The 24,729-nt window shown below is 65.4% G+C and carries 23 protein-coding genes and 2 tRNA genes; 9 read left to right on the forward strand and 16 right to left on the reverse strand.

The window, feature by feature from the left end:
• Nucleotide 1 precedes the first annotated feature (1 nt).
• From HMP09_RS05745 to lon, 5 genes are all read right to left on the reverse strand, one after another.
• Entirely contained in the window at nt 2-1,174 is a 1,173-nt protein-coding gene (locus HMP09_RS05745) for an HlyD family secretion protein (RefSeq protein WP_176499576.1), read from the reverse strand.
• Entirely contained in the window at nt 1,171-1,809 is a 639-nt protein-coding gene (locus HMP09_RS05750) for a CerR family C-terminal domain-containing protein (RefSeq protein ID WP_176499577.1), read from the reverse strand. Before HMP09_RS05750 ends, HMP09_RS05745 begins: the two co-directional genes overlap by 4 nt.
• A 358-nt stretch (nt 1,810-2,167) precedes the next feature.
• A tRNA-Val gene (locus tag HMP09_RS05755) sits at nt 2,168-2,242 on the reverse strand.
• A 214-nt stretch (nt 2,243-2,456) separates the two neighbouring features.
• Nucleotides 2,457-2,729 (reverse strand): HU family DNA-binding protein, encoded by a 273-nt coding sequence (locus HMP09_RS05760; RefSeq protein ID WP_055872709.1) that lies wholly within the window; start codon nt 2,727-2,729, stop codon nt 2,457-2,459.
• 129 nt (nt 2,730-2,858) lie between these two features.
• The gene (gene lon / locus HMP09_RS05765) at nt 2,859-5,252 is read right to left on the reverse strand and encodes an endopeptidase La (protein ID WP_176499578.1); all 2,394 of its coding nucleotides are present in this window, start codon (nt 5,250-5,252) and stop codon (nt 2,859-2,861) included.
• A 251-nt stretch (nt 5,253-5,503) separates the two neighbouring features.
• Here lon and HMP09_RS05770 point away from each other — a divergent pair, with 251 nt between their 5' ends.
• The 3 genes from HMP09_RS05770 (at nt 5,504) to HMP09_RS05780 (ending at nt 7,925) form a co-directional block, all read left to right on the forward strand.
• A complete protein-coding gene (locus HMP09_RS05770; RefSeq protein ID WP_176499579.1) occupies nt 5,504-7,228 on the forward strand; it encodes a M1 family metallopeptidase in 1,725 nt (574 codons plus the stop codon).
• A gap of 116 nt (nt 7,229-7,344) precedes the next feature.
• The gene (locus tag HMP09_RS05775) at nt 7,345-7,542 is read left to right on the forward strand and encodes a hypothetical protein (RefSeq protein ID WP_176499580.1); all 198 of its coding nucleotides are present in this window, start codon (nt 7,345-7,347) and stop codon (nt 7,540-7,542) included.
• Entirely contained in the window at nt 7,539-7,925 is a 387-nt protein-coding gene (locus HMP09_RS05780) for a c-type cytochrome (protein ID WP_176499581.1), read from the forward strand. Before HMP09_RS05775 ends, HMP09_RS05780 begins: the two co-directional genes overlap by 4 nt.
• 4 nt (nt 7,926-7,929) lie before the next feature.
• On the opposite strand, the gene HMP09_RS05785 is transcribed toward HMP09_RS05780, so the two are convergent.
• A complete protein-coding gene (locus HMP09_RS05785; protein WP_176499582.1) occupies nt 7,930-9,054 on the reverse strand; it encodes a calcium:proton antiporter in 1,125 nt (374 codons plus the stop codon).
• Nucleotides 9,055-9,153: 99 nt separating this feature from the next.
• On the opposite strand from HMP09_RS05785, the gene HMP09_RS05790 reads away from it, so the two are divergent.
• Nucleotides 9,154-9,612, forward strand: coding sequence for a hypothetical protein (locus tag HMP09_RS05790; protein ID WP_176499583.1), 459 nt, complete (start codon nt 9,154-9,156; stop codon nt 9,610-9,612).
• Between the two features lie 717 nt (nt 9,613-10,329).
• Here HMP09_RS05790 and clpX read toward each other — a convergent pair.
• The 5 genes from clpX to HMP09_RS05815 form a co-directional block, all read right to left on the reverse strand.
• On the reverse strand, nt 10,330-11,595 hold the full coding sequence (gene clpX, locus HMP09_RS05795) for an ATP-dependent Clp protease ATP-binding subunit ClpX (protein WP_031396414.1): 1,266 nt from the start codon (nt 11,593-11,595) through the stop codon (nt 10,330-10,332).
• 123 nt (nt 11,596-11,718) lie between these two features.
• Nucleotides 11,719-12,408, reverse strand: coding sequence for an ATP-dependent Clp protease proteolytic subunit (locus tag HMP09_RS05800; protein ID WP_056411324.1), 690 nt, complete (start codon nt 12,406-12,408; stop codon nt 11,719-11,721).
• Between the two features lie 258 nt (nt 12,409-12,666).
• Nucleotides 12,667-13,593, reverse strand: coding sequence for a glycosyltransferase family 2 protein (locus tag HMP09_RS05805; protein WP_176499584.1), 927 nt, complete (start codon nt 13,591-13,593; stop codon nt 12,667-12,669).
• Between the two features lie 324 nt (nt 13,594-13,917).
• Nucleotides 13,918-15,573: a trigger factor gene (tig, locus tag HMP09_RS05810; RefSeq protein WP_176499585.1), complete on the reverse strand. Its 1,656-nt coding sequence runs from the start codon at nt 15,571-15,573 to the stop codon at nt 13,918-13,920.
• Between the two features lie 69 nt (nt 15,574-15,642).
• Nucleotides 15,643-15,727 (reverse strand) — tRNA-Leu (locus HMP09_RS05815).
• A gap of 123 nt (nt 15,728-15,850) precedes the next feature.
• Here HMP09_RS05815 and HMP09_RS05820 point away from each other — a divergent pair.
• Entirely contained in the window at nt 15,851-16,006 is a 156-nt protein-coding gene (locus HMP09_RS05820) for a hypothetical protein (RefSeq protein ID WP_176499586.1), read from the forward strand.
• 9 nt (nt 16,007-16,015) lie between these two features.
• Nucleotides 16,016-16,246: a hypothetical protein gene (locus HMP09_RS05825; RefSeq protein ID WP_176499587.1), complete on the forward strand. Its 231-nt coding sequence runs from the start codon at nt 16,016-16,018 to the stop codon at nt 16,244-16,246.
• Between the two features lie 16 nt (nt 16,247-16,262).
• On the opposite strand, the gene HMP09_RS05830 is transcribed toward HMP09_RS05825, so the two are convergent.
• The gene (locus HMP09_RS05830) at nt 16,263-16,919 is read right to left on the reverse strand and encodes a hypothetical protein (protein ID WP_176499588.1); all 657 of its coding nucleotides are present in this window, start codon (nt 16,917-16,919) and stop codon (nt 16,263-16,265) included.
• A 170-nt stretch (nt 16,920-17,089) separates the two neighbouring features.
• Here HMP09_RS05830 and HMP09_RS05835 point away from each other — a divergent pair, with 170 nt between their 5' ends.
• Nucleotides 17,090-17,737: a retropepsin-like aspartic protease family protein gene (locus HMP09_RS05835; protein ID WP_232090707.1), complete on the forward strand. Its 648-nt coding sequence runs from the start codon at nt 17,090-17,092 to the stop codon at nt 17,735-17,737.
• 215 nt (nt 17,738-17,952) lie between these two features.
• Here HMP09_RS05835 and gatB read toward each other — a convergent pair whose 3' ends face one another.
• Genes gatB through gatC form a run of 3 tightly spaced genes read right to left on the reverse strand, consistent with a single transcriptional unit; the run spans nt 17,953 to nt 21,222 of the window.
• A complete protein-coding gene (gene gatB, locus HMP09_RS05840; RefSeq protein WP_176499589.1) occupies nt 17,953-19,434 on the reverse strand; it encodes an Asp-tRNA(Asn)/Glu-tRNA(Gln) amidotransferase subunit GatB in 1,482 nt (493 codons plus the stop codon).
• A 1-nt stretch (nt 19,435) separates the two neighbouring features.
• Nucleotides 19,436-20,920, reverse strand: coding sequence for an Asp-tRNA(Asn)/Glu-tRNA(Gln) amidotransferase subunit GatA (gatA, locus tag HMP09_RS05845; protein ID WP_176499590.1), 1,485 nt, complete (start codon nt 20,918-20,920; stop codon nt 19,436-19,438).
• A complete protein-coding gene (gene gatC, locus HMP09_RS05850; RefSeq protein WP_128453046.1) occupies nt 20,920-21,222 on the reverse strand; it encodes an Asp-tRNA(Asn)/Glu-tRNA(Gln) amidotransferase subunit GatC in 303 nt (100 codons plus the stop codon). The genes gatA and gatC overlap by 1 nt, the downstream gene beginning before the upstream one ends.
• 387 nt (nt 21,223-21,609) lie before the next feature.
• Between gatC and HMP09_RS05855 the strand changes: the two genes are divergently transcribed.
• Both HMP09_RS05855 and ruvX read left to right on the forward strand, forming a co-directional pair.
• Nucleotides 21,610-22,719 (forward strand): DUF3089 domain-containing protein, encoded by a 1,110-nt coding sequence (locus HMP09_RS05855; RefSeq protein WP_176499591.1) that lies wholly within the window; start codon nt 21,610-21,612, stop codon nt 22,717-22,719.
• Nucleotides 22,716-23,183 carry a Holliday junction resolvase RuvX gene (gene ruvX / locus HMP09_RS05860; protein WP_055872724.1) on the forward strand — a complete coding sequence of 156 codons (468 nt, stop codon included), beginning with the start codon at nt 22,716-22,718 and terminating at the stop codon, nt 23,181-23,183. Before HMP09_RS05855 ends, ruvX begins: the two co-directional genes overlap by 4 nt.
• On the opposite strand, the gene HMP09_RS05865 is transcribed toward ruvX, so the two are convergent.
• Nucleotides 23,180-24,664: a hypothetical protein gene (locus tag HMP09_RS05865; RefSeq protein WP_176499592.1), complete on the reverse strand. Its 1,485-nt coding sequence runs from the start codon at nt 24,662-24,664 to the stop codon at nt 23,180-23,182. The genes ruvX and HMP09_RS05865 overlap by 4 nt on opposite strands.
• Nucleotides 24,665-24,729 lie beyond the last annotated feature (65 nt).

Genomic DNA, 24,729 nt, shown 5'->3' on the forward strand with positions numbered 1-24,729 from the left:
CTCAGCGGACCTTGACGGTCGGCACCACCGACATGCCGGGGCCGATCGGATAGCGCTTCGGGTCGGGCCCGTTCTTCACGTCGAACACGATCCGCACGGGGACGCGCTGGACGACCTTCACGTAATTCCCGGTGGCATTCTGTGGTGGGAGGAGCGCGAACGCCTGGCCTGCGCCGCGCTGGATGGAATCCACGTGCCCCTTGAACTCGATTCCCGGATACGCGTCGACGTGGATGTCGACGGGCTGGCCGATCTTCATGAGCGTGAGCTGCGTTTCCTTGAAGTTCGCAGTGACCCACATCTTGTCGGGGACGATCGCCATCAACTGCGTGCCCGGCGCGACATAGGAGCCGATATTGACCGAGCGATTGACCACCTGCCCCGCGACCGGCGCGGTCAGGCGGAGGTCGCTGATGCTGACGTTCGCCTGGTCGACCAGCGCGCGCTTGGCATCGATCACTGATTCCGCCGCGCCGACCTGCTTCCGCGCGACCGTGATCTGTGCGGTCGCGGTATCGATCTGCTCGCGGGCTTGTGCTGCATCCGCGGCGGTCTGGCGGGCGGTGGCGCGTGCCTGGTCGAGCTGCTGGCCTGCGACCGCGCTCGGATCGAGCCGCAGCAACGCCTCGTAGCGCGCAAGATCCTGCTGCGCCTTGACCGCGGCCGCCATCGGAACACGAGCCTGGGCCGCGGCCTGCTGGCGCTGCGCCTCGGCGGCGGTAACCTGCGCCTGTGCCTGCGCGAACTGTGCGCGCGACTGCTGCTCGTTGGCCTGCGCCTCGGCGACCTGTGCGTCGCGACCCGACGCCTTGATCACCGCGAGCAGCCGGCCGGCCTCGACATGGCGGTTGTCGATATCGGCGACCTGCACCAGCGTGCCCGCGACCTGTGGCGCAAGCCGGACGATGTGCGTGTCGACGAACGCGTCGTCGGTCGATTCGAACTGCCGCGCGTGCAGCCAGTACAGCAGGCCGCCGATAATGAGACCGCCGACGACGATGACGAGGATGATCCAGAACAGCGGCTTCTGGAACACCGACGGCTTCTTGTCGTCGTCGGACTCCTCGGACTCATCCTGCTGTTCGGTCTCGGACTGTTGGTCCTCGCCGTTCGGATCGCGCTTGCGGTCCTCGTCGTCATGGTCGGTGTCGGAATGGTTCGTCTGGTCGGTCATGCCTGGCCCTGTTCTTCAGCACGCATCGAATCGAGGATGGCGTCGATATTGGCGTCGATCCGCGCTTTGATATCGAGAATGTCGGAAGCCTCGAGCGTGTCGCGCTCGAGCAGTTTGAGGCACGTCGCGCGGTTCGCCCGCAGCGTAATGACCTGCCCCATCAAGGTGATCGTCGCGATCCGTGCCGCGCGGACCTTGGCGTGCCCTGTCGCGATGCAGACCAGGTCGCCGAGCTTGCGGACCATCTGGCCCATCACGCCGCTGTAGATCCGCTCGAACGCCTCGCCCGGGTTCATCTGTTCGCGCAGGACGAACAGCGTCCAGTCAGCGCTCTCCGCGCTGGCCATCTTGTCCGCGAGCCGACCGAGGATGCGGTGGATCTGCGCGCGCGCACCCTCTGCGTCATCGGTGGCGATCTCGTGCGCGAGTTCGAGCGGATCGCCCATCACCGCGGACATGCGCTCGGCGATCCGGTCGGCGGCGGCGAGATACAAGCCCTCCTTGCCGCCGTAATGATAGGTGATCGACGACATCGCGGTGCCCGCCGCCGCGGCGATTCCGCGCGTGCTGGCGCCCTCTAGGCCCTTGGCACCGAATTCGCTGATCGCGATATCTAGGAGTCGGGACTGAACCACGCGGCGGTGTTTAGTTCGATCGAACGAACGGACCTAATGAACAAAGTGTCATGATCTGCGTCGAGGACAAGATCGGAACACGCCGTCACGCGTCATCCGTCACCCCTCACCCGCCACCCGCACCCGTGATCCGTCATCCTGACGAAAGTCAGGATCCAGAGTAATTGGCCGCGATCCCGTGCGGCTCTGGATCCTGACTTTCGTCAGGATGACGTAGTATTGGGAACTCAGGATGCCAGCGTATCGGGAATTCAGGATGACGGGGTATCTGGAACAACGCGCCCGCAAAAGTCGCGACGCCTGACGCACGGCACATACAGAAACGCCGGCCTCTTCTGCGAAGAAACCGGCGTAAATCTGGTGGGCGCGACAGGGATTGAACCTGTGACCCCACCCGTGTGAAGGGTGTGCTCTACCGCTGAGCTACGCGCCCGAAACTCGTTCGGAAGCGGGCCTTTAGGCATGGGACGGCCGCCTGTCCAGCCCTTTAGTGGTCATCACCTCGATCCTCCCCCGCCAGGGGGAGGTGGCGCCGAAGGCGACGGGTGGGGAGGACACGGACCGCAGGGTATCGCGTACCGCCCCTTCCGTTTGGCATGCGCCAGACACCTCCCCCCTGGCGGGGGAGGATTATACGCCGTTCAGGCTTAGTTGACCGCGTCCTTTAGCCCCTTGCCGGCCTTGAACTTCGGCTGGGTAGAGGCCTTGATCGTCATGGGTTCGCCGGTGCGGGGATTGCGGCCGGTCGACGCCTTGCGCTTCGAGATCGAGAACGTGCCGAACCCGACCAGGCGAACCTCGTCGCCCTTCTTCAGCGATGCCTCGATCGCCTCGAATACCGCCTCGACCGCCTTGATCGCGTCGGCCTTTACGAGCCCGGACGTATCAGCGACCGTTGCGATAAGCTCCTGCTTGTTCATGTGTATCCCCCGGGAAAAACTCGAATCGGCCGCGATGGACTCGCGACCGCAGTCAGCGCGCAATAATGCGGCGGCTCCGTCTGCTGTCAAACGAAACCGCCGCTTCATCGCTTACGATCCAAACATGGATCAGTGGTGAAGGCTACCCCCGACCGGCGCGATCGGCGCCGGCGGCAATGCCGCAAGCTCATCCGCATCGGTCCACTCGATCGCCTCGAGCGGCTCGGTCAGCGCCAGACGCAGCACCTCGTCGACATGGCTGACAGGGATGATCTTCAGCCCCGCCTTGATGTTCGCCGGGATCTCCGCGAGGTCCTTCTCGTTCTCCGCCGGGATCAGCACCGTCTCGATACCTCCGCGAAGAGCGGCCAGCAGCTTCTCCTTGAGGCCACCGATCGGCAGAACGCGGCCGCGCAGCGTGACCTCGCCAGTCATCGCCACCTCGCGTCGGATCGGCACGCCGGTCAGCGTCGAGACGATCGACGTGACCATGCCGATCCCTGCCGACGGGCCATCCTTCGGCACCGCGCCCTCGGGCAGATGGATATGGATATCCTTGCGCGCGAACAGGCTCGGCTTGATCCCGTAGCTCGGCGCACGTGCCTTGACGAAGCTGAACGCGGTCTCGATCGATTCCTTCATCACGTCGCCGAGCTTGCCGGTGAGCTTGGCCTGCCCCTTGCCCGCGACCGTCACGCTCTCGATCGTCAGCAACTCGCCGCCGACCTCGGTCCAGGCGAGCCCGGTGGCCGCACCGATCTGATTCTCGGTCTCGCCGAGGCCATGACGATATTTCTGCACGCCGGCATACTCACCGACATTCTCGGGCGTGATCGTAACGCTGGTCGTCTTGTTCTCGAGGATCTGGCGCAACGCCTTGCGGCACAGCTTGGCGATCTCGCGCTCGAGCGTACGGACGCCCGCCTCACGCGTATATTGCTGGATGAGCGTGCGAAGCCCCTCCTGAGTCAGCGTGAACTCGCCCGGCTTCAGACCGTGCGCCTCGATCTGCTTCTCGACCAGATGGCGCTCGGCGATCTCGACCTTCTCGTCCTCGGTATAGCCCTCCAGTCGGATGATCTCCATGCGATCGAGCAGCGCCTGTGGCAGGTTCAGCGAGTTCGCGGTGCACACGAACATCACGTCCGACAGGTCGATATCGACCTCAAGATAATGGTCCTGGAACTTGCCGTTCTGCTCCGGGTCGAGAACTTCCAAAAGCGCAGACGCCGGATCGCCCCGGAAATCCTGGCCGAGCTTGTCGATCTCGTCGAGCAAGAACAACGGGTTCGACGTGCCGGCCTTTTTCAGGTTCGTCACGATCTTGCCCGGCAGCGAGCCGATATAGGTGCGGCGATGGCCACGGATCTCGGCTTCGTCGCGCACGCCGCCAAGCGACTGGCGGATAAACTCGCGCCCCGTCGCCTTCGCGATCGACTTGCCGAGCGAGGTCTTGCCGACACCGGGAGGGCCGACGAGGCACAGGATCGGCCCCTTCAGTTTGTTGGTACGGGCCTGCACCGCGAGATACTCGACGATCCGGTCCTTGACCTTCTCGAGCGCGTAATGATCCTCGTCCAGCGTCACCTGTGCGGCGGCGATGTCCTTCTTGATCTTCGACTTCTTGCCCCAGGGGAGACCGAGCAGCACGTCGAGATAATTGCGCACGACGGTCGCCTCGGCGCTCATCGGCGCCATCGTCTTGAGCTTCTTGAGCTCGGCGGTTGCCTTGCCGCGCGCTTCCTTGCTCATCTTGAGCGTCGCGATCTTCTGCGTCAGCTCGGCGATCTCGTCGCCTTCGCCCTCGCCATCCTCGTTGCCGAGCTCGCGCTGGATCGCCTTCAACTGCTCGTTGAGATAATATTCGCGCTGCGTCTTCTCCATCTGGCGCTTGACGCGGCTCTTGATCTTCTTCTCGACCTGCAGGACGCCCAACTCGCCCTCCATCGCCGTCATCGCCATTTCGAGACGCTTGGACGGGTTGGTCTCGACCAGCATCGCCTGCTTCTCGGCAACCTTGATCGCGATGTTGGCGACGACCGCGTCGGACAGCTTCGACGCGTCCTCGATCTCCGACATCTGCACCGCGGTCTCGGACGCGAGCTTGCGGTTGAGCTTGGCGTAATTCTCGAACTGGTCGACCACCGAGCGCATCAGCGCGGTGACTTCGGCACCCTCGACCTCGGCATCGGCGACCGGCTCGACCGTCGCGGTGAGAAACTCGCCGCTCTCGTCCAGCGTCTCCAGCGTCGCGCGCTGCTTGCCCTCGACGAGCACCCGGACAGTGCCATCGGGCAGCTTCAACAGCTGCAGGACGGTCGCGGTGACCCCCATCGAGTACAGGTCGTCACGCGCGGGATCGTCCTCGGCGGGATCGACCTGCGCGACGAGGTAGATCTCCTTGTCCGCAGCCATTGCCGCTTCGAGCGCGGCAACGGACTTATCGCGACCGACAAACAGCGGCACGATCATGTGCGGGAAGACGACGATGTCGCGAAGGGGAAGGACGGGGTACTGGGTCATGAACGCTCCGGTGGGTGCCTGCATGGGGGCATAATCTACCGCTTATATGGTGAGGATACGGCGTCCATCAATCGGTTGGCGGTGGTTAGGGGTTTTGGTGCGTTACCCGAGCCTAGCAGTTCTCCTGCGAACGCAGGAGTCCAGGGTAACGGGCTGCAGCGTTTGAGACCCTAGGCTCCTGCGTTCGCAGGAGAACCGAAGATGCTGGATCGCACTTGTATGCGCGCCGCCCAAGCGCGACAATGCCGGACATGATCTCCCGCCTTCTCCTTGCCGCCAGTGCCACCGCGCTTCTCGCCGCCGCCCCGCTTCCCAAGAAGGGCGAACCGGCGATCACCGCGCAGACGCAGCGGTCCGGCGGCGTGCTGACACCCGAGCAGACCGCGCTCACGTTCGACAGCGCGGACCTTGCGTTCGAGGTGCTGCCCGAGACGGAAAGCTTGAACGGCGTCGCCACGTTGGTCTTCACCGCAAAGGCCCCCCTCACCCGCCTGCCGATCGACCTCGATCGCAATTTGCCGGTCAGCGCGATCGCGATCGACGGCGTGCCGCTCGCGCCGACGGCGTGGAGCAATCCCGAGGGCCGCTTGACGATCACGCTCCCCAAGCCGGTCGCGGCCGGCGGCAAGGTCACTGCGAAGATCACCTATGGCGGCACGCCGCATGTCGCGGTGAAGGCGCCTTGGGACGACGGGATGGTCTGGTCGAAGACGCCCGATGGCCGGACGTGGTTCGCGACGACCGCGGAAGGCTATGGCTGCGACCTGTTCTGGCCGTGCCTCGATTTCCCGACCGGCAAACCCGCGTTGGTCACGCTTCACATCACCGTGCCGAAGGGATTGAAGGCACCATCGAACGGCGTGCTGCTCGGCGTCGACACGCTGACGGACGGCCGGACGACGTGGAACTGGCGCGCCAAGCATCCCAACACCTACGGCGTCGCGCTGAACGTCGGGCCGTATGAGGAAATCAGCGGCACCTACAGGAGCCGCTACGGCAACAGCATCCCGATGTATTACTGGTACCTGCCCGGCGAGAAGGCGCAGGCGCAAAAGCTGTTCGCCGAATTCGCGCCGACGCTCGACTTCTTCGAATCGCTGATCGGCCCCTACCCGTTCGGCGACGAGAAGCTCGGCGTTGTCGAGACTCCGCACAAGGGCATGGAGCACCAGACCATCAACGCCTACGGCAACGACTATGCCAAGGCGCCGGAAGGGTTCGACTGGCTGTTCCAGCACGAGTTCGCGCATGAGTGGTTCGGCAATCAGCTGACCGCGGCGAACTGGGACGATTACTGGCTGCACGAGGGATACGGCACGTACATGCAGCCGCTCTATGGCCAGTGGCGCGAGGGGCGCGCGCGCTATGCGGCGATGATGCAGGGCGAGCGCACCTCGATCATGAACCTGAAGCCCATCACGCAACAGCGCATCACCACCGAGGAAGAGGTGTACGAACTCGACAAGGGCGGCGCGGGGCAGGACATCTACTATAAGGGCTCGTGGATGCTCCACACGCTGCGCGCCCTGATCGGCGACAAGGCGTTCTTCGATGTCACGCGGCTGGCGGTGTACGGCCGCACGGATCCCAAGCCGGGTAATTTTACGCCGCGATTCGGATCGACAAAGGAGTATGAAGCGCTCGTCCGCAAGGTAACGGGGAAGGAGTATGGCTGGTTCTTCGACGTGTATCTCCGCCAGGCAGCCCTCCCCGACCTGGTCGAGACCCGGACCGGAAACATGCTGACGTTGGCGTGGAAGGTGCCGGGCAACGGCGCGTTCCCGCTGCCGGTTCAGGTGCAGTTCGACGGCAAGACGCGGACGCTGCCGATGACCGGCGGGAAGGCGAGCCTGTCGGTCCCGGGGAGGGCGCATGTGGTGATCGACCCGGACGCGCTGGTCCTCCGCCGCAGCATCGCACTCGAAGACGTAGCCGCCTGGAAAGCCGCGCAAGCCGCAAAGGGCAAGCCACAATGACCACGCCGCCGTTCCCCCGCGAAGGCGGGGGCCCAGGGTTCCAAGAAACACCGCCCGCGACTCCTGGGCTCCTGCGTTCGCAGGAGAACGGCCCGTGGATTTCCCGCGCGGCAGAGATGGCCGCGATCTTCATGGTCGGCGACGGCCTGATCGGCCTGCTCCAGCCGCGTCGCCACGTCGATCTCTGGAAGGCCGACGCGCTGGGCACGGAAAAGCTGGTATCGCCCTTCGTCGACCGCCCCGGCCGTCGGCGTCTCTACGCGGTGGTGCAGATCGCCGCGGGCCTCGCCTTGGCGGCTCGCCAGAGACCATGAAGGTCACGGGCTGGCCCTTGCTAGCACTGGCGCTCGCCGGATGCGGCGCGGCGCCGGACGCGGCCTCGACCAGCCAGATCGCGCACGGCGAACGCGTCTTCCGCCGCTGCACCGCATGTCACACGATCGGGCGCTATGCGGGCGATACCGATGGCCCCAACCTCTACGGCGTACTGGGCGGACCGATCGGCGAGCGCCGCCCACGCTTTGCCTATACCGCCGGGCTGAAGGCACTCGGCGGAACGTGGGACGCCAAGCGGATGGACCAATGGCTCGCCAACCCGCGCCGGATGGTCCCCGGCACGACGATGGCGTTCGCAGGCCTCCCCGACCCGAAAGACCGCGCCGACGTCATCGCCTATCTGGCGACGCAGGGCCCCTGACGCGTCACGGCACCACGGTCGTGAACAGATAGGCGGCGAAGATCACGAGATGGACGACGCCCTGCAAGACGGTCGTCCGCCCCGTGCCCAGCGACAGCGTGGCGACGAACAGCGACAGCGCGAGTAGCGTCATGCTCTTCGCGTCGATCCCCAGCGCGAGCGGCAGGTCGAGGACCAGCGACACGATCGCCACGCTGGGGATTGTCAGCCCGATCGTCGCCAATGCAGAACCAAGCGCGAGGTTGAGACTCGTCTGCAACCGGTTGCGACGTGCCGACTTGTACGCGGCCAGGCTCTCGGGCGCGAGTACCAGCGCGGCGATCACCACGCCGACCACGGTCAGCGGCAGGCCGGCTCCGAGCACTGCCGCCTCGATTGTCGGCGACAACGTCTTGGCAAGTAGCACCACCGAGACGAGCGCCACGAGCAGCGCGGCGAATGCGATCCCCGTCGCGCGACGCGACGGCGGCGCGGCATGATCGTCCTTGTCGTCGGTCGAGGGCAGGAAATAGTCGCGGTGGCGCACCGTCTGCACCAGCACGAATGTCCCGTAGAGGATCAGCGAGACGACCGCGACGAACATCAGTTGCGACGCCGCATAGGTCGGACCCGAGGTCGACGAGGTGTAGTTCGGCAGCACCAGCAACAGCACCGCCATCGCCGCGAGCACGCCAAGCGCGGCGGTCATGCCCTTCAGCGTGAAGCGTTGCTCGTGATGCCGCACCGCGCCCGCGAGCAGGCATAGGCCGATGATGAAATTCAGGATGATCATGATCGCCGCGAACACGGTGTCGCGCGCCAGCGTGGTCGCATCGCCCGCGTTCGAGAGCATCAGAGAGACGATCAGCGACACCTCGATCACCGTAACCGCGATCGCAAGGACGAGCGTACCGAACGGCTCGCCGACCTTGTGCGCTATCACCTCGGCATGATGCACCGCCGCCAGCACGCTGCCGATCAGCACGATCACCGCGGCGGCGGTGCCCAGCGCACCCATCTTGGCCAACCCCACGAGAACCGCGACAAGCCCCAGACCCGGCGCGACGAGCGTCCAGATCGGAAGCGCCAGCCGGTCGGGCATCGTTTCTGCCACATGGTCGTTCTGGCGGTCGGCCACTTCGATCGTCATGCATGCTCCCTCGTTTCACTCACCCAACGAATGCGCGACGACCGATAAGGGTCCGGGTAGGGCGATTGTGCGGGGGCCGGGTTCGGGTAGATTGGCCGGATGCTGCCCCCCGATCTCCGCCAAACGCTCGTCATGGTGGCGCAGGCGATGCGCAACGCGCGCGATCCATGGTGGGTGATTTCCAGCGCGGCGGTCGCGCTTCACGGCGTGGCGTTGGTCACGGTCGGCGACGTCGATGTGCTGACGAGCGTCGAGGATGCCCGGCGCGTGATGGCGCGACTGGGGGTCGGTCCGGCGAAAGATGCAGGGAGCGCGATGTTCCGGTCGGCGGTGTTCGGCCAGTGGACGGCCCCGCCACTGGTGGTCGAGATCATGGCCGGGTTCCATGTCGCGACCGCGGCGGCGTGGACCGAGGTGGCTCCGAGAACGCGCGTGCCGATCTTAGTCGAAGGGGCCACCGTCTATGTGCCCGACCGGCAGGAACTGGCCGAGATGCTCACGCTGTTCGGGCGTCCGAAGGACTATGAGCGGCTTCGGCTGCTAACCGCGCAATCCTAGCGGCAAACCCGTCCCCGCCCTTCCAAGGGGAGGGAGGATGCGTCGCAACACCCCACCCTCCACCGTCATCCTGACAAGAGTCAGGATCTAGAGCCAAACAGGCCTGCGATTGGTACCCTGGATCCTGACTTTCGTCAGGATGACGGACGGGGGTCTACGAATGGGCTCGCTCCCCAAACAAAACGCAGCGCGGATCGTCCAAAGCCCTTCCCCAAACCCACAGGCCGTTACGCCACGTCGCCAGTCTTCGTCTTCTCGCCAGGGAAGCCGATAGGGCACGTGTGCGCCACCCCTATCCCCGCCGTCATCCTGACGAAAGTCAGGACCCAGAGCCAGAAAGACCGGCGCTCGGTACCCTGGGTCCTGACTTTCGTCAAAATGACGGAAGGGGGGTCGAACGGCGAGTTTCGCCCCGAACGAAAAAAGGGCCACGATCGCCCAACGCCCTTCCCGAATCTCGAAACGACAGGCCGTCACGCCACGTCGCCGCTCTTCCTCGTCTAGGCACAAGGGGCGACTAGGACACGCGCGCGCCACCACATCCCCATCGTCATCCTGACGAAAGTCAGGATCCAGAGCCAAACGCGCCTACGCTCAGTACCCTGGGTCATAACTTTCGTCAGGATGACGGACGGGGGTTTGATCGGCGAGTTCGCGCCCCAAACGAAAAGGGCGCCGATCGCTCGACGCCCTCCCCAATCGTAAACCGCTCGAGCGTTACGCCGCGTCGCCGGCCTTCTTCTTCTCGGCATAGACGCGGATCGGTTCCTTGCGGCCTTCTATCACGTCCTTGTCGATCATCACCTCGTCGACGCCGTCCATGCCGGGCAGGTCGAACATCGTGTCGAGCAGGATGCTCTCCAGGATCGAGCGAAGCCCGCGCGCACCGGTCTTGCGTTCGATGCCCTTTTTGGCGACCGAGACCAAGGCGTCGTCGGTGAAACCGAGCGCGACGTCCTCCATCTCGAACAGCTTCTGGTACTGCTTGACCAGCGCGTTCTTAGGCTCCTTCAGGATCTTCACCAGCGCGTCGACATCGAGATCCTCGAGCGTCGCGATCACCGGCAAGCGACCGACGAACTCGGGGATAAGGCCGAACTTCAGCAGATCCTCGGGCTCGACAGACTTCAACGTCTCGCCCGTCTTGCGCTCGTCCGGTCCGGCGACATACGCGCCGAAGCCGATCGACTTGCCCTGCAAGCGATCGCCGATGATCTTCTCGAGACCCGAAAACGCACCGCCGCAGATGAACAGGATGTTGGTCGTGTCCACCTGCAGGAATTCCTGCTGCGGATGCTTGCGGCCACCCTGTGGCGGCACCGAGGCGGTGGTGCCCTCCATCAGCTTGAGCAGCGCCTGCTGCACGCCCTCGCCTGACACGTCGCGCGTGATCGAGGGGTTCTCGGCCTTGCGGCTGATCTTGTCGATCTCGTCGATATAGACGATCCCGCGCTGCGCCCGCTCAACGTTATAGTCGGAGGCCTGGAGCAGCTTGAGGATGATGTTCTCGACATCCTCGCCGACATAGCCGGCCTCGGTCAGCGTCGTAGCATCGGCCATCGTGAACGGCACGTCGAGGATGCGGGCGAGCGTCTGCGCGAGCAAAGTCTTGCCGCAACCCGTCGGCCCGACGAGCAGGATGTTCGACTTGGACAACTCGACATCTGCACCCTTGGCGCCGTGGTTGAGCCGCTTGTAGTGATTGTGCACCGCCACCGACAGGACGCGCTTGGCGCGCTTCTGGCCGATCACATAATCGTCGAGGACGTCGCAGATCTCCTGCGGAGTCGGCACACCGCCGTCCTTCTTGGACACCAGTGCCGACTTCGTCTCCTCACGGATGATGTCGTTGCATAGCTCGACGCACTCGTCGCAGATGAAGACCGTCGGCCCGGCGATCAACTTGCGGACCTCGTGCTGCGACTTGCCGCAGAACGAGCAATAGAGGGTGCTCTTCGAGTCGCCACCGCTCAGCTTCGTCATTCAATCACCTCTCGCGCATGTCGGTGCACGTGCCGTTTCCGGGGCCGCTACCGTAACGTACCCCGGAGTTCCTACAATCAAATAAACCGGCGGGACGTACGATTCGCCCCGTGCCGGCCCCGCTCAAGCGGGTTTCGCGGTATCGTCAGCCGGTGCCGGACGCTTGTCGAACACTTCGTCGACCAGGCCGAAATCCTTCGCCTCGTTCGCTTCGAGGAACGTATCGCGGTCCATCCGGCGCTCGATCTCTTCGATCGGCTGGCCGGTATATTGCGCGTACAGCTCGTTCATACGCTTGCGAATCCGCAGGATTTCGCGCGCCTGGATCTCGATGTCGCTGGCCATGCCCTGAGCGCCGCCCGATGGCTGATGGATCATGATCCGCGCATTGGTCATCGCGACGCGCATGCCGGGCTCGCCGCTCGCGAGCAGGAAACTGCCCATCGACGCGGCCTGGCCGATGCACACCGTGCCGACGCGCGGGCGAATGTACCGCATCGTGTCGTGGATCGCCATGCCCGCCGTTACGACGCCGCCCGGCGAGTTGATGTACATGAAGATATCCTTCTTCGGGTTCTCGGACTCGAGGAAGAGCAGCTGTGCGGTAATGAGCGAGGCCATGCCGTCCTCGACGCCACCGGTCACGAAGATGATGCGCTCGCGGAGCAGGCGCGAGAAGATGTCGAACGAACGCTCGCCGCGGTTCGACTGCTCGATGACGATGGGAACCAGGCCTGCTTGCGTCTGCTGCAGGCCGAGTCCGGCGCTGGCCAATGGGCTAGCAAAGTCGCCGGTCTCGAACGGATTGTGCATGGAAATCTCTCTTATGCCCCAGTGAACCGCCAACATCGGCGCTCGCAACGGGGAGTTCAAGCCCTGCCCACCTCCGCCCCACCGGGGAGAAGCCGCCCCAGGCGCAAGCCCAACGATCCTCCCCCGCCAGGGGGAGGTGGCGCCGAAGGCGACGGAGGGGGCCGACACGGGACAGCGGTTTCCCTTACCTCCCCCTCCGTCTGGCTAACGCCAGCCACCTCCCCCTTGCGGGGGAGGATTACAGGAGAAGCGAGCGAGTCAGACTCCGGGGGCGGGATAGGCGAGATAGGCCAGCCGCCGTACTTCGCGACGACCGCGGACGACGGTATCTAGGATGAGGCCGGTAAAGACGTTCAGCGCTGCGAAGATACCCAGCCCGGTGATCAGGATCGCGGTCGGGAAGCGCGGGACCTGGTGGATCTCGATATAGGTCAGCACCAGCGGGATGCCGAGAACCAGCGCCAGCACCGCAAACGCCCCACCAATGACCCCGAAGAACCAGAGCGGCCGCTCGATCCGGTACAGCGTCACGATCGTCCGCAGGATCCGCCACCCGTCGCCATAGGTGCTAAGCTTCGATTCGGACCCCTCGGGCCGCGCATAATACGGCGTCTCGACCTCGCCGATCGGCATCTTCAGCTCGAGCGCATGGACGCTGATCTCCGTCTCGATCTCGAACCCCGCCGACAACGACGGAAAGCTCTTCACGAACCGCCGTGAGAACACGCGGTAGCCCGACAGGATATCGGTGAAGCTGCGCCCGAACAGCCGCGCGAGCATCCCCGTCAGCAGCGCGTTGCCGAACCGGTGCCCGCGCCGATAGCTTTCCTGAACCTGGCTGATCCGCGAGCCGACGACCATGTCCAGCTGTTCGTCGAGCACGCGCGCCACCAAAGCCGGCGCGGAGGCCGCGTCATAGGTCGCGTCGCCATCGGCCATCACGTAGATATCGGCATCGATGTCCGCGAACATCCGCCGGACGACCGCGCCCTTGCCCTGGATTCGCTCGGTACGCACCACGGCGCCTGCCGCGCGTGCGACATCAACCGTCCGATCGGCGCTGTTGTTGTCGTAGACGTAGAGGGTGGCGCCGGGCAGCGCGGCGCGGAACCCCGCCACCGTCTGCGCGATCGCTGCCTCCTCGTTGTAGCACGGCAGCAGGACGGCGATTCGAGGTTCGATCATGCCCTGCCCTGCGCAGTTGGCGACGGTATCGAAGATCGAACAGCGGGCAAAACTTCAGTCACCGAAACCATCCCAAAACGCACGTCCCCGGCGGAGGCCGGGGTCCAGTTCGGGAAGGTCCATAACGAAGCTTTGCGCGTCGTTACAGCTACCTTTCCAACTGGGCCCTGGCCTCCGCCGGGGAGGTAGTTTGATGGAGCACCAATCTTGACCCGCTCCGTCACCCAGGACCTCGTCCGGGGTCCACCGCCCCGCATACTCATCGGCTTGAGAGCATGCGGACTAGTGGATGCCGGGACGCGCCCGGCATGACGGAAGAAGCCTTTACGCCTCCGTCTTGGTGGGTGCCTTCTTCGCCCGCGGCTTCTTCACCGGTGCATCGGCAGCTTCGGTGCCCTCGGCATTCTCAGCTGCAACCGGCGACGATTCGGTCACCGCGGTCTCTGCCTCGACCGGTGCCGCCTTCTTCTTGGCAGGCGCCTTCTTCGCAGGCTTGGCATCGTCCGCCGTGTCCGAAGCCTGTGCCTCGTCCGTCATGGTCTCGTCCGCAGCAGCCTCGTCAGAAGCAGGCTTGGCCTTTTTGGCGGCAGCCTTCTTCTTCGGCTTGTGGTTGTCGTGATCATGCGTGTGCGTGCCGCTGGCGAACCCGTCCTCGCTTTCGATCGCAGCCTCGAGCTCCTCACGCGTCGCTTCGCGATCGGTAATCTCGGCTTTCTCGAACAGGAAGTCGACGACCTTGTCCTCGTACAGCGGTGCGCGCAGCTGGGCGGCCGCCATCGGCTCCTGCTGGATGTACTGCATGAACTGCTGGCGCTGCTCGGCCGGATACTGCTGCGCAGCCTGGGCGAGCAGACGCTGCATTTCCTGGTTGGACACCTCGACGCCGTTCGCCTGACCGATCTCGGACAGCAGCAGGCCGAGGCGCACGCGACGCTCGGCGATCTTGCGGTAATCGTCGCGCTCGCCTTCCATCTCGGCCATTGCGGCCTCGGGATCGGCTTCGTGCGTGGCTTCGTGCTGGAGCTGCGACCAGATCTGGTTGAACTCGGCTTCCACCATCGACGGCGGAACCTCGAAGTCGTGACCCTCGGCGAGCTGGTCGAGCAGCTTGCGCTTCATGTGCGTGCGCGTGAGACCGTTATGCTCCTGCTCGATCTGACCCTTGAGCAAGCCCGTGAGCTGCTCGAGGCTCTCGAGACCCAGCGACTTCGCGAGATCCTCGTCGATCGCGCTCTCGCCCGCGGTCTTCACCGACTTGACGGTGATGTCGAACGTCGCCGGCTGCCCCGCAAGCGACTTCTCCTGATACTCCTCAGGGAAGGTCACGTTCAGGACCTTGTCGTCGCCGGTCTTCACGCCGACGAGCTGGTCCTCGAAGCCGGGGATCAGGCGACTCGCGCCGAGCTCGACGCCCATGTCGGTGCCCGTGCCGCCGTCGAACGCGACGCCGTCGGCGGTCTTGCCAACGAAATCGACGGTGACGAGGTCACCCATCTTGGCGACATAGTCGTCAGCGGCGTCGTCCCACTTCTTCTGCTGGTCGGCGAACTTCTGGAGCTGCTCGGTGACCGCCTCGTCGGCGACGGGCACGGTCAGGCGCTCGAGCTTGATGCCGTCGATCGCGGGTGCCGGCACCTGCGGCAGGACTTCCATCTCGACCTTGACGACCGCGTCATTGCCGAGGTCATAGCCGTCTTCCAGCTCGACCGAAGGCTGCATCGCGGGACGCAGCTGCCTTTCGGCGACGAGCGTCTGGACGCCCTCCTGGATCGCGGCGTTCACCGCGTCCTGCGTCAGCGCCGGGCCGTGCATCTTGCGGATGAGGTTCGCCGGCACCTTGCCCGGACGGAAGCCCGGCATCTTCATCTGCGGCGCGAGGCGCTTCAGCTCGACATCGACCTTGGCATCGATATCCTTCGCGGTGATGGTGAGGGTGTAGGCGCGCTTGAGGCCCTCGTTCAACGTCTCGACAGTCTGCATGTCCGGCCTTTGTCTAAAAGAGCATTCGGGAAAAATTCGTCTGGGTGTCGCCCCGCCCGAGCGGCGGAGTGGTGCGGGCGAAGGGACTCGAACCCCCACATCTTGCGATGGCAGGACCTAAACCTGCTGCGTCTACCAGTTCCGCCACGCCCGCACAGGACATCGCCGTAGCGGGCGCGTCTATACCAACGTTGTATCCCGGGGCAAGCACGCATGGCAACACGACGGGCAACTACACGTGATCGCACGCGTTGATGCGGAAGAAGGAGAGAGCATCATGGCTACCCAACCCCCCGCAGAATTCCCGACGCCGAGCCAGCCGGCAGAGCCGACGACGCCGCCGCCGGAGTTCAGCCCGCCCGCCCCAGACGTCGATTATCCCGATCCAGGCCCGCCCTCGACCGACCCCGCCCCCATTCAGCCCGAATTCTGAGGGATCATCATGACCGACCCCAAGCCTTCCACGCATGCCGGCACCGATCCGGATACGCGTCCCGAGGATCGTGACACGGATACGCGCAGCGACATCGAACAGGCCGTAGCGTCGCGATCCGACGCGGTCGAACGCGGCGACGGCGGCGCCGAGCCTGAAACCTTTACAGACTCAGGGCTCCCCGACGGCGTCGGCGGCACCGGTGGCGTAACCAAGAACCAGGATGCGGACGCTCAGTAACGACGCCAAAGCGCGTTCAGGATTGCGGCAGATGGTGGCCGGCGCGATACGCGTCGACCGCCATCAGCATGGCGGCAATCTCCGCGGTCGACAGCATCAGGATGCGCTCGCCGCCCGCCTTTGCCGTCACTTTGAATTGCCATGCCGTCATTACGCCGGGCGTATAGCGTTCCGCTTGCTGCCTGAGCACGGACCCCGCGATTCTCAAGCCGATCGTTTCGGATCGGGGACAGATCCATCCGCGACGACACACGGTCCGCAACCGCGCGATCCGGTCGACGCGGGCCGACAGCGGGCCGCCAGTCGCTTCGTAGGTCGCGCTGTCCCAGTGCGCCCAGGTATAGGCGCGATATCGGATCGACACATACACCTGGTAACTGACCTGGCCCGTCGTCTTGTCGATGAACGCCCGCAGGAACACGTCGTCGGGCGCGTGACCACCGAACGACCGGTGTTCGATGAACCCGTCGGTGGTGGTGAGGGTCGCAACCCTGTCGAGTGCATCGTCGGACAACGTCGTCCGCGCCTGAAACGCCGACGGAGTCATCAGGCGGAGCCGATCGAGGTCGTCCCGATCGGCGGTCACGATGGGGAACATTGCAGCATGGCTGGGCGCGACCAGCCCGATCGCGCCTGCCAAGGCTATCGCCGCATAGCTACCGTGCTTCGCCATATCTCGCCCCCCTTCGGTCCGCGCGGCACAGGGCATAGCGCCTGCGACATGCGCGGGCGACGACAACCCGGACCGTTCTCGACCGTCTCGCCGCCGACCGCCTGCACGACGCAAAAACTGGTCAGCCTCGATACAGCCTGACGCCGCTACTATGTTCACGTTTCACTCTATTGCCCAAGGACCCGCCGATCTTCTCCTTTCCTGATTTCGCCCAGCATCAGACGCTCTATGGCGCGATCGCCATCGCGGTCCTCGTGCTGGTCGTCGCACAGCGCATTCCGATCATCCGCACGCTCGTAAATACCGCGATCACGCTTGCCCTCGTCGCGCTGCTATTCGTGGCGATCGGCCAGCGTAGCCAGTTCGATCCCTATCTGGGCAAGATCGCCAAGCTGCTCCGGATCGACGACCAGCAGGTCGTCGGCGGGGAGGTGCGGATTCGCATGTCGCCCGACGGGCATTTCTGGGCGCGGGCGCGGATCGATGGGGTCGAGCGCCGGTTGCTGATCGACAGCGGCGCGACGATCACCGCGCTGTCAACGAAGACCGCGGCGGCGGCGGGGATCGATGCGCGGCCGAGCGTCGTGCCGATCGTCCTGCAGACCGCCAATGGCGCGATCCCCGCGCAATCGGGCAAGATCGGCGAGCTAAAACTGGGCGCGATCGTCGCGCGGGATCTGCAAGTGGTGGTGTCGCCCGCGTTCGGGGATACCAACGTGCTGGGGATGAACTTCCTGTCGCGCCTCGCGTCATGGCGGGTCGAAGAAAATGTGCTGATCCTGGTGCCGCATCATCCGCAGAAGGTGGATGGCGCGTAACGGCGGGCTAGGCACGTTCTCTAGCCCCTACCCTCGCAATTGCCACCACCCCGGCGAAGGCCGGGGAGGCGCAGATAAAAGGGCTGCACCTTGACCGTTCCCCCGCGAACGCGGGGGCCCAGGAATCAAGCAGCGCTACGCTCCGTTACCCTGGACTCCCGCCTTCGCGGGAGAACAAGAATCTGCGGGATAAGGGATAAAGTACGGCCCCCCTTTTAAGGCGCCACCGACTCCCCAAGCGCCGTCTTCAGCACCTCGTTCACCACGGCAGGGTTAGCCTTCCCCCCCATCGCCTTCATCGTCTGACCGACGAAGAACCCGAACAGCTTGTCCTTCCCGCCACGATAATCCGCGACCTTGTCCGCGTTCGCAGCCATCACGTCAGCGATGACCTTCTCGATCGCGCCCGTATCGCTGGTCTGCTTCAACCCGCGATCCTCCACGACCTTCGCCGCGCCGTCGCCGGTCTCGAGCATCACCTCGAACACCTGCTTGGCAAGGCTCCCCGACAGCGTACCGTCGGCGATCAGCCCGAGCAGTTCCGCCGCCTGCGCGGGCGACACCGGCGAATTAGAAATATCCTTGCCCGTCCGGTTAAGCGCGCCGAACAGTTCCGACGTCGTCCAGTTCGCCGCCGCCGCCGGCTTCACGCCCGCATCCAGCAACGCATCGAACCAGCGCGCCGCTTCGACCTCGGCAGTCAGCACGGTCGCCTGATACGCGGTGATTCCAAGCGCCTCGTACCGCGCGCGCTTCGCATCCGGCAGTTCGGGCAGCGACGCGCGGCATTCCTCGAGGAACGCATCGTCGAGCACGAGCGGCAACAGGTCGGGATCGGGGAAGTAGCGGTAATCATGCGCATCTTCCTTCGACCGCATCGAGCGCGTCTCGTTGCGATCGGGATCGTAGAGCCGCGTCTCCTGCTGGATCTTGCCACCCGCCTCGAGCACTTCGACCTGGCGCTTGGCCTCCTGCTCGACCACCGCCATCACGAAGCGCACCGAATTGACGTTCTTGGTTTCGGTCCGCGTGCCGAGTTCGTCGCCCTCTTTGCGCACGCTGACATTGACGTCGGCGCGCATCGAGCCCTCTTCCATGTTGCCGTCGCACGATCCGACATAGCGCAGGATCGATCGCAGCTTCCGCAGGTAAGCCCCTGTTTCGGCAGGCGATGCGAGATCGGGCTTCGACACGATCTCCATCAGCGCCACGCCCGAGCGATTGAGATCGACATAGCTCTGCGTCGGATGCTGGTCGTGCATCAGCTTGCCGGCATCCTGCTCGACATGGATCCGCTCGACGCCGATCCGCTTGCCGGCCGCATCAGGGTTCTTGTCGTCAAGGCTGATGTCGATCGCGCCTTCGCCGACGATCGGATGATAGAGCTGGCTGATCTGATAGCCCTGCGGCAAATCAGCGTAGAAGTAATTCTTCCGGTCGAACCGCGACCATTTGTTGATCTGCGCCTCGATCGCCATGCCGGTGCGGACCGCCTGGCGGATGCATTCGCGGTTCGGCACCGGCAGCATCCCCGGCATCGCCGCATCGACCAGCGAAACCTGCGTGTTCGGCTCCGCGCCAAACGCAGTGGCCGCGCCGGAGAACAGCTTGGCGTTCGACGTCACCTGCGCATGGACTTCGAGGCCGACCACGACCTCCCACTCGCCGGTTTCGCCCTGGATACGATAGTCGCTCATATTACCACCAAGCCTCCGGCCGCGCCGTAAATCCTGCCCGCTGTTCGATCGCGAGGCCTGCGTTGAGCACGCCTTGCTCGTCGAGCGGCTTGCCGATGATCTGCAACCCGAGCGGCAGACCGTGGTGATCGAGGCCACCCGGCACCGACATCGCGGGCAATCCGGCCAGCGAGGACGGCACGGTGAAGACGTCGTTCAGATACATCGCGATCGGATCGGCCGACTTCTCGCCAAGCGCGAACGCCGCCGAGGGTGCGGTCGGAGTGAGCAGGACGTCGCACGTCTCCCACGCCTTCTCGAAGTCACGCGCGATGAGGGTGCGGACCTTCTGCGCCTGCGTGTAGTACGCGTCGTAGAAGCCGGCCGACAGCACATAGGTGCCGATCATGATGCGGCGCTTCACCTCGGGGCCGAAGCCGTCGGCGCGCGTCGCCGCGTACATGTCCTGCAACCCTGCCCCCGCCGGCAGGTCGCGGATGCCGTAGCGCACACCGTCATAGCGCGCGAGGTTCGACGACGCCTCGGCCGGCGCGATGATGTAATAGGCGGGCAGTGCGTATTTGGTGTGCGGAAGCGAGACCTCGACGATCGTCGCGCCGGCATCCTTCAGCCAGTCGATGCCCTGCTGCCAGAGCGCCTCGATCTCCTCGGGCATGCCGTCGACGCGATACTCCTTGGGAATACCGACGCGCAGGCCATTGAGATTGGAGGACAAACCCGCTTCCCATTTCGGCACGTCGAGCTGCAACGAGGTGCCGTCCTTGGCGTCGAACCCGGCCATCGCCTCGAGCAAAATCGCGCAATCCTTCACGTCGCGCGCCATCGGCCCGGCCTGGTCGAGCGACGAGGCGAACGCGATCGTCCCCCAGCGCGAGCAGCGGCCATAGGTCGGCTTGATGCCCGAGATGCCGGTGAAGGCGGCGGGCTGGCGGATCGAGCCGCCGGTGTCGGTGCCGGTCGCACCGGGGCACAGCCGCGCGGCGACCGCCGACGAGGAGCCACCCGACGACCCGCCCGGCGCGAGCGCGGCGTTGCCGCCGTCGTTGCGCTTCCACGGTGAGATCACGTTGCCGAACGCCGACGTTTCGTTCGACGAGCCCATCGCGAACTGGTCCATGTTCAGCTTGCCGAGCATCCCCGCGCCTGCATCCCACAGGTTCTGCGAGACGGTCGACTCATAGGTCGGCGTGAAGCCTTCGAGGATATGGCTCGCCGCGGTCGTCGTGACACCCTTCGTGCAGAACAGATCCTTCATGCCGATCGGCACGCCGGCCAGCGGCTTGAGCGTCTCGCCGGCCGCGCGCGCAGTGTCTGCGGCGGCGGCGGCGGCGATTGCGTGTTCGGGCGTCTCGACCAGAAACGCGTTCAACGCCTTGGCTTGGCTGACTTTTACGATGAACGCGTCGGCGACTTCGCGGGCTTTGAAGGAGCCGTCGCGCACACCGTCGCGAATGCCGGCGACGCCCAGATCAGTAAGGTCGGTCATTATTCGATCACCTTCGGCACGGCGAAGAATCCGTGTTCGGCCACCGGCGCATTGGCCAGCACCTGCTCGCGGATGCCGCCGCCGGTCAGCGGATCGGCGTTGACGACGTCGTCGCGCAACCGCAGCGTGTTGGGGATGACGGCGGTCATCGGCTCGACGCCGGTCGTATCGACCTCGCCCAGCATCTCGATCCAGCCAAGGATGTTTCCGAGTTCCGGCGCCATGCGGGCGGCGTCCTCGTCGGTGATCGCGATGCGCGCAAGGCTCGCGATCCGCTTCACGGTTGCAGTATCTACGGACATGGCGCTCGGCTAGCACCGTGCGGCGCGGGGGCGCAATATGTTTCCCGTCCGAGATGCAATCCTCCCCCGCCAGGGGGAGGTGGCGCGAAGCGACGGAGGGGGAGGAAAGGAAAACGCCCGTTCCGTGTCCTCCCCCTCCGTCTGGCAAGTGCCAACCACCTCCCCCTGGCGGGGGAGGATCGATGGGAGCGGCAACCCCGCCCCCTCCAGTTCCCCCGCGGAGGCGGGGGCCCAGGATTACAGCCAGGATTACAGGCGGTATCGTTCGAGATCCTGGGCCCCCGCCTCCGCGGGGGAACAGCTTCCCTCGACGAACAAGAACGCGCCCGTTGCAACCGTCCCCAGCTTGCGGCACGGGAGCCACACCGCCTGCACGGAAGGTCCCGCTTGGCCCGCAAGTTCCTCTATTTCGTCGCCGCGATGATCGTTCTCGCGATCGCCGCGCTGCTCGCCTACCGCCTGTTCGGGACCGACATGATCCGCATGGCGATGGTTCCGCGCGCCACGTTCGAGGCGCAGCGCGAAGCCCCGCGCAACATCTATGCGCGCAAGATCATGTGGCTCGCGCGCCCCGACGCGCCCGGCAACCCCGCGCTCTGGACGCCCCCCGGCTACACGCCCGGCCAGCGCGGCACCGGCGCGGCGATCTTCTTCATCCACCCGACATCGTACATCAACCGCGACCATTGGAACGCGCCGATCGACGATCCGGAGACCAACGCACGCGCCGAACTCTTCCTCCGCGGCCAGGCGAGCGCGTTCAACGAGGCCGGCGACATCTGGGCGCCGCGCTATCGCCAGGCGACGTTCGGCGCGTTCCTGACCAGCGCCGCCGAGAGCGAACGCGCGCTCGCGCTCGCCTATGGAGACGTATCTGCGGCGTTCGACCGCTTCCTGAAGGAAGTCGGCCCGACCCGCCCGATCATCCTCGCCGGCCACAGCCAGGGCGGCGCGCACCTGACCCGGCTGCTGCGCGACCGGATCGCGACCGACCCGAAACTGCGCGCGCGGATCGTGGCCGCCTATGTCGTCGGCTGGCCCGTCTCGCGCGCGACCGATCTGCCGCGCATGGGCCTGCCCGAGTGCCGCACCGCCGATCAGACCGGCTGCATCCTGTCCTGGGAGAGTTTCGCCGAGCCCGCCGATCCGTCGCTGATCGTCGACGCCTATGACGCGACGATCGGGTTCGACGGCCGGCCCCGCAAGGGCACGCCGATCGTCTGCACCAACCCGCTGACCGGCACCGCCGACGCCGCCGCGCCCGCGACCGCCAACCTCGGCACATTGGTCCCCGCCGCCGATCTCGCGACCGCGACGATGGCGGTCGGCAGCGTGCCCGCGCGCTGCGCCGACCGCGGCTTCCTGCTGATCGGCGACGGACCGAACCTCGGGCCGTACGTGCTGCCGGGCAACAACTACCACGTCTACGACTATAGCCTGTTCTGGGCGAACGTCCGCGCGGACGCCAACCGCCGCCTGAAGGCCTTCGCCCAATGATCACGCTCTCCGCCGCGCAGTTCCGCGACGCGCTCCCCGATGGCGGCCGGCTGATCGGCCTCGACGTCGGCACCAAGACGATCGGCACCGCGCTGTGCGACGCGGGCTGGAGCTTCGCGAGCCCCGCGCTGCTGATCCGCCGCACCAAGTTCCAGAAGGACAAGGCTGCACTCGCCGAGATCATCACCGCGCAGAAGGTCGTCGGCCTCGTCATCGGCCTGCCGATCAACCTCGACGGCAGCGAAAGCCCGCGCTCGCAATCCACGCGCGCGTTCGCGCAGAACCTCAAGGACATGGGGCTGCCGATCCTTCTCCAGGACGAGCGCTGGTCGACCGTCGCGGTGACGCGCACGCTGATCGAACAGGACGCCAGCCGCGCCAAGCGGGCCGAACTCGTCGACAAGATGGCCGCCGCCTACATCCTCCAGGGCGCGATCGACGCACTGGTGACCGCGCAAATCTAGCGCACCACCCGGTAGAGCGTCGACTCGCCGTTGGTCCAGGATACGCGCAAGTCGGAAGCCTTCGCCGCGCCGGGCGGAAAGCCGATCGTCCACACATACGAAAACGCGTCGCGCGGAAAACGGGCGATGGCCGCGTCGAAATCGGATCCGAACGTGCGGCACAGCTTCGGCAACACGATCTGCGAGGGATCAGTAAGGTACGGCGCGGCCTGTACGTAACGGATGTGGAGGAGTTGCTGCCCCTCCAACGCCCATTGTGCATTGGTGAAGACATCGCGGCGGACGATCGCCATGCCCGGCAGCGCATCGCGTCGCAGATCCGACCAACTATTGCCACACGGTCGCTGGACCAGCGACAGGACTGCAGCTCCCTGCGGAATATGCGCGATCGCGGCGAGTTCGCGCTGCTGCTCGCCCGATCGCTCGACGAAACTGACGGTCGTGCCGACCAGCCGTAGCATCAGGAATGCGGTTCCGGCGATCGCCAGCGCTCTCGCGAATCGCAAGTCGCCGGTTGGCGGCAGGATGGCGAGAACCGCCAGCATCGCGACCGCGGGGGCCATCCGCATATCGACATAGGCGCCGCCCATCATCAGTCGCGGCAGTATCGCGAACGCCGCAAGGCATGCGAGCGCCGGCCAACCGAGTACCGCGGAAAAACCCAGTTTCCGGCTACGTGCCGCAAGGTACAACACCGCGACCAACAGCATGGCCGAGGCGACGTCGAACAGCCGCCAGCGATCTCGCAGGATCGAGATCGCCCAGCGCAGCTTGGCCGTTCCGTCGAACCAGTCGGCCGCACCCAGCCCGGCCGCCCCGCCCCCGGCAGGTGCCTGCAATGCCGAGACGATCATGACGATCAATGGCAACGCCAGCGGCAGGCAGCGAACCGCCACCGTCACCAACGCGGCAAGCCAGCGCCGCCCGTCGCGCCGTAGCTGCGCCAGTTCCGCCGCTGCTGCCATCAGTCCGAGCATGCCCCAGCCGAAGCTGTGCGCGATCCACACCACGAAGGCGATCGGCATGAACAGGACCGCCCTCGGCAGCAACCGATCCTGTCGCCCGAGGCGTATCCACAGTGCGAACGCACAGAACGCCAACGCCTGCGACAGCGCGAAATTCACGAAGCCGAACTGGAACGGCCATGCGTAGGCGAGCGGGAGCGCGAAGATCGCGGTCGGTGGTATCCGACCGTGCACTTCGCGCGCCGTCCACAGCAGTCCAGCGACGGTCAACATCGGGATGGCGATCACCGCAAGCTTGGTCGCCGGTTCGAGGCCGAGCCATCGCGCCAGCGCCGGGACCAGCAGATCCATGCCGAGATTGGGCACGAGCGCCCAGTGATAGGTGTAATAATGCTGGAGATCGGGGGACGTCGGCAACGCCGTGGCGATGTGCCAGCGGCCCATATGCCCCGGCAGGTCGCTAAGGGGTGGTAGCGCAGGCCACAGCAGCGGAGCGGCAGCGGAAAGGATTATCACCAGGGCAAACCACGGCGTTTCCCACCATCGGCGCTCTACCGTTTTCGCTCCCGCCTCGTACATCG

The sequence above is a fragment of the Sphingomonas sp. HMP9 genome (assembly GCF_013374115.1).
Classification (GTDB): Bacteria; Pseudomonadota; Alphaproteobacteria; order Sphingomonadales; family Sphingomonadaceae; genus Sphingomonas.

What these genes read in the sequence shown, in the direction of transcription:
- HMP09_RS05745 (WP_176499576.1), bottom strand. Translation starts at nt 1,174, where the DNA reads ATGACCGACCAGACGAACCATTCCGACACCGACCATGACGACGAGGAC.
- HMP09_RS05760 (WP_055872709.1), bottom strand. Translation starts at nt 2,729, where the DNA reads ATGAACAAGCAGGAGCTTATCGCAACGGTCGCTGATACGTCCGGGCTC.
- lon (WP_176499578.1), bottom strand. Translation starts at nt 5,252, where the DNA reads ATGACCCAGTACCCCGTCCTTCCCCTTCGCGACATCGTCGTCTTCCCG.
- HMP09_RS05770 (WP_176499579.1), top strand. Translation starts at nt 5,504, where the DNA reads ATGATCTCCCGCCTTCTCCTTGCCGCCAGTGCCACCGCGCTTCTCGCC.
- HMP09_RS05775 (WP_176499580.1), top strand. Translation starts at nt 7,345, where the DNA reads ATGGCCGCGATCTTCATGGTCGGCGACGGCCTGATCGGCCTGCTCCAG.
- HMP09_RS05780 (WP_176499581.1), top strand. Translation starts at nt 7,539, where the DNA reads ATGAAGGTCACGGGCTGGCCCTTGCTAGCACTGGCGCTCGCCGGATGC.
- HMP09_RS05785 (WP_176499582.1), bottom strand. Translation starts at nt 9,054, where the DNA reads ATGACGATCGAAGTGGCCGACCGCCAGAACGACCATGTGGCAGAAACG.
- HMP09_RS05790 (WP_176499583.1), top strand. Translation starts at nt 9,154, where the DNA reads ATGCTGCCCCCCGATCTCCGCCAAACGCTCGTCATGGTGGCGCAGGCG.
- clpX (WP_031396414.1), bottom strand. Translation starts at nt 11,595, where the DNA reads ATGACGAAGCTGAGCGGTGGCGACTCGAAGAGCACCCTCTATTGCTCG.
- HMP09_RS05800 (WP_056411324.1), bottom strand. Translation starts at nt 12,408, where the DNA reads ATGCACAATCCGTTCGAGACCGGCGACTTTGCTAGCCCATTGGCCAGC.
- HMP09_RS05805 (WP_176499584.1), bottom strand. Translation starts at nt 13,593, where the DNA reads ATGATCGAACCTCGAATCGCCGTCCTGCTGCCGTGCTACAACGAGGAG.
- tig (WP_176499585.1), bottom strand. Translation starts at nt 15,573, where the DNA reads ATGCAGACTGTCGAGACGTTGAACGAGGGCCTCAAGCGCGCCTACACC.
- HMP09_RS05820 (WP_176499586.1), top strand. Translation starts at nt 15,851, where the DNA reads ATGGCTACCCAACCCCCCGCAGAATTCCCGACGCCGAGCCAGCCGGCA.
- HMP09_RS05825 (WP_176499587.1), top strand. Translation starts at nt 16,016, where the DNA reads ATGACCGACCCCAAGCCTTCCACGCATGCCGGCACCGATCCGGATACG.
- HMP09_RS05830 (WP_176499588.1), bottom strand. Translation starts at nt 16,919, where the DNA reads ATGGCGAAGCACGGTAGCTATGCGGCGATAGCCTTGGCAGGCGCGATC.
- gatB (WP_176499589.1), bottom strand. Translation starts at nt 19,434, where the DNA reads ATGAGCGACTATCGTATCCAGGGCGAAACCGGCGAGTGGGAGGTCGTG.
- gatA (WP_176499590.1), bottom strand. Translation starts at nt 20,920, where the DNA reads ATGACCGACCTTACTGATCTGGGCGTCGCCGGCATTCGCGACGGTGTG.
- gatC (WP_128453046.1), bottom strand. Translation starts at nt 21,222, where the DNA reads ATGTCCGTAGATACTGCAACCGTGAAGCGGATCGCGAGCCTTGCGCGC.
- ruvX (WP_055872724.1), top strand. Translation starts at nt 22,716, where the DNA reads ATGATCACGCTCTCCGCCGCGCAGTTCCGCGACGCGCTCCCCGATGGC.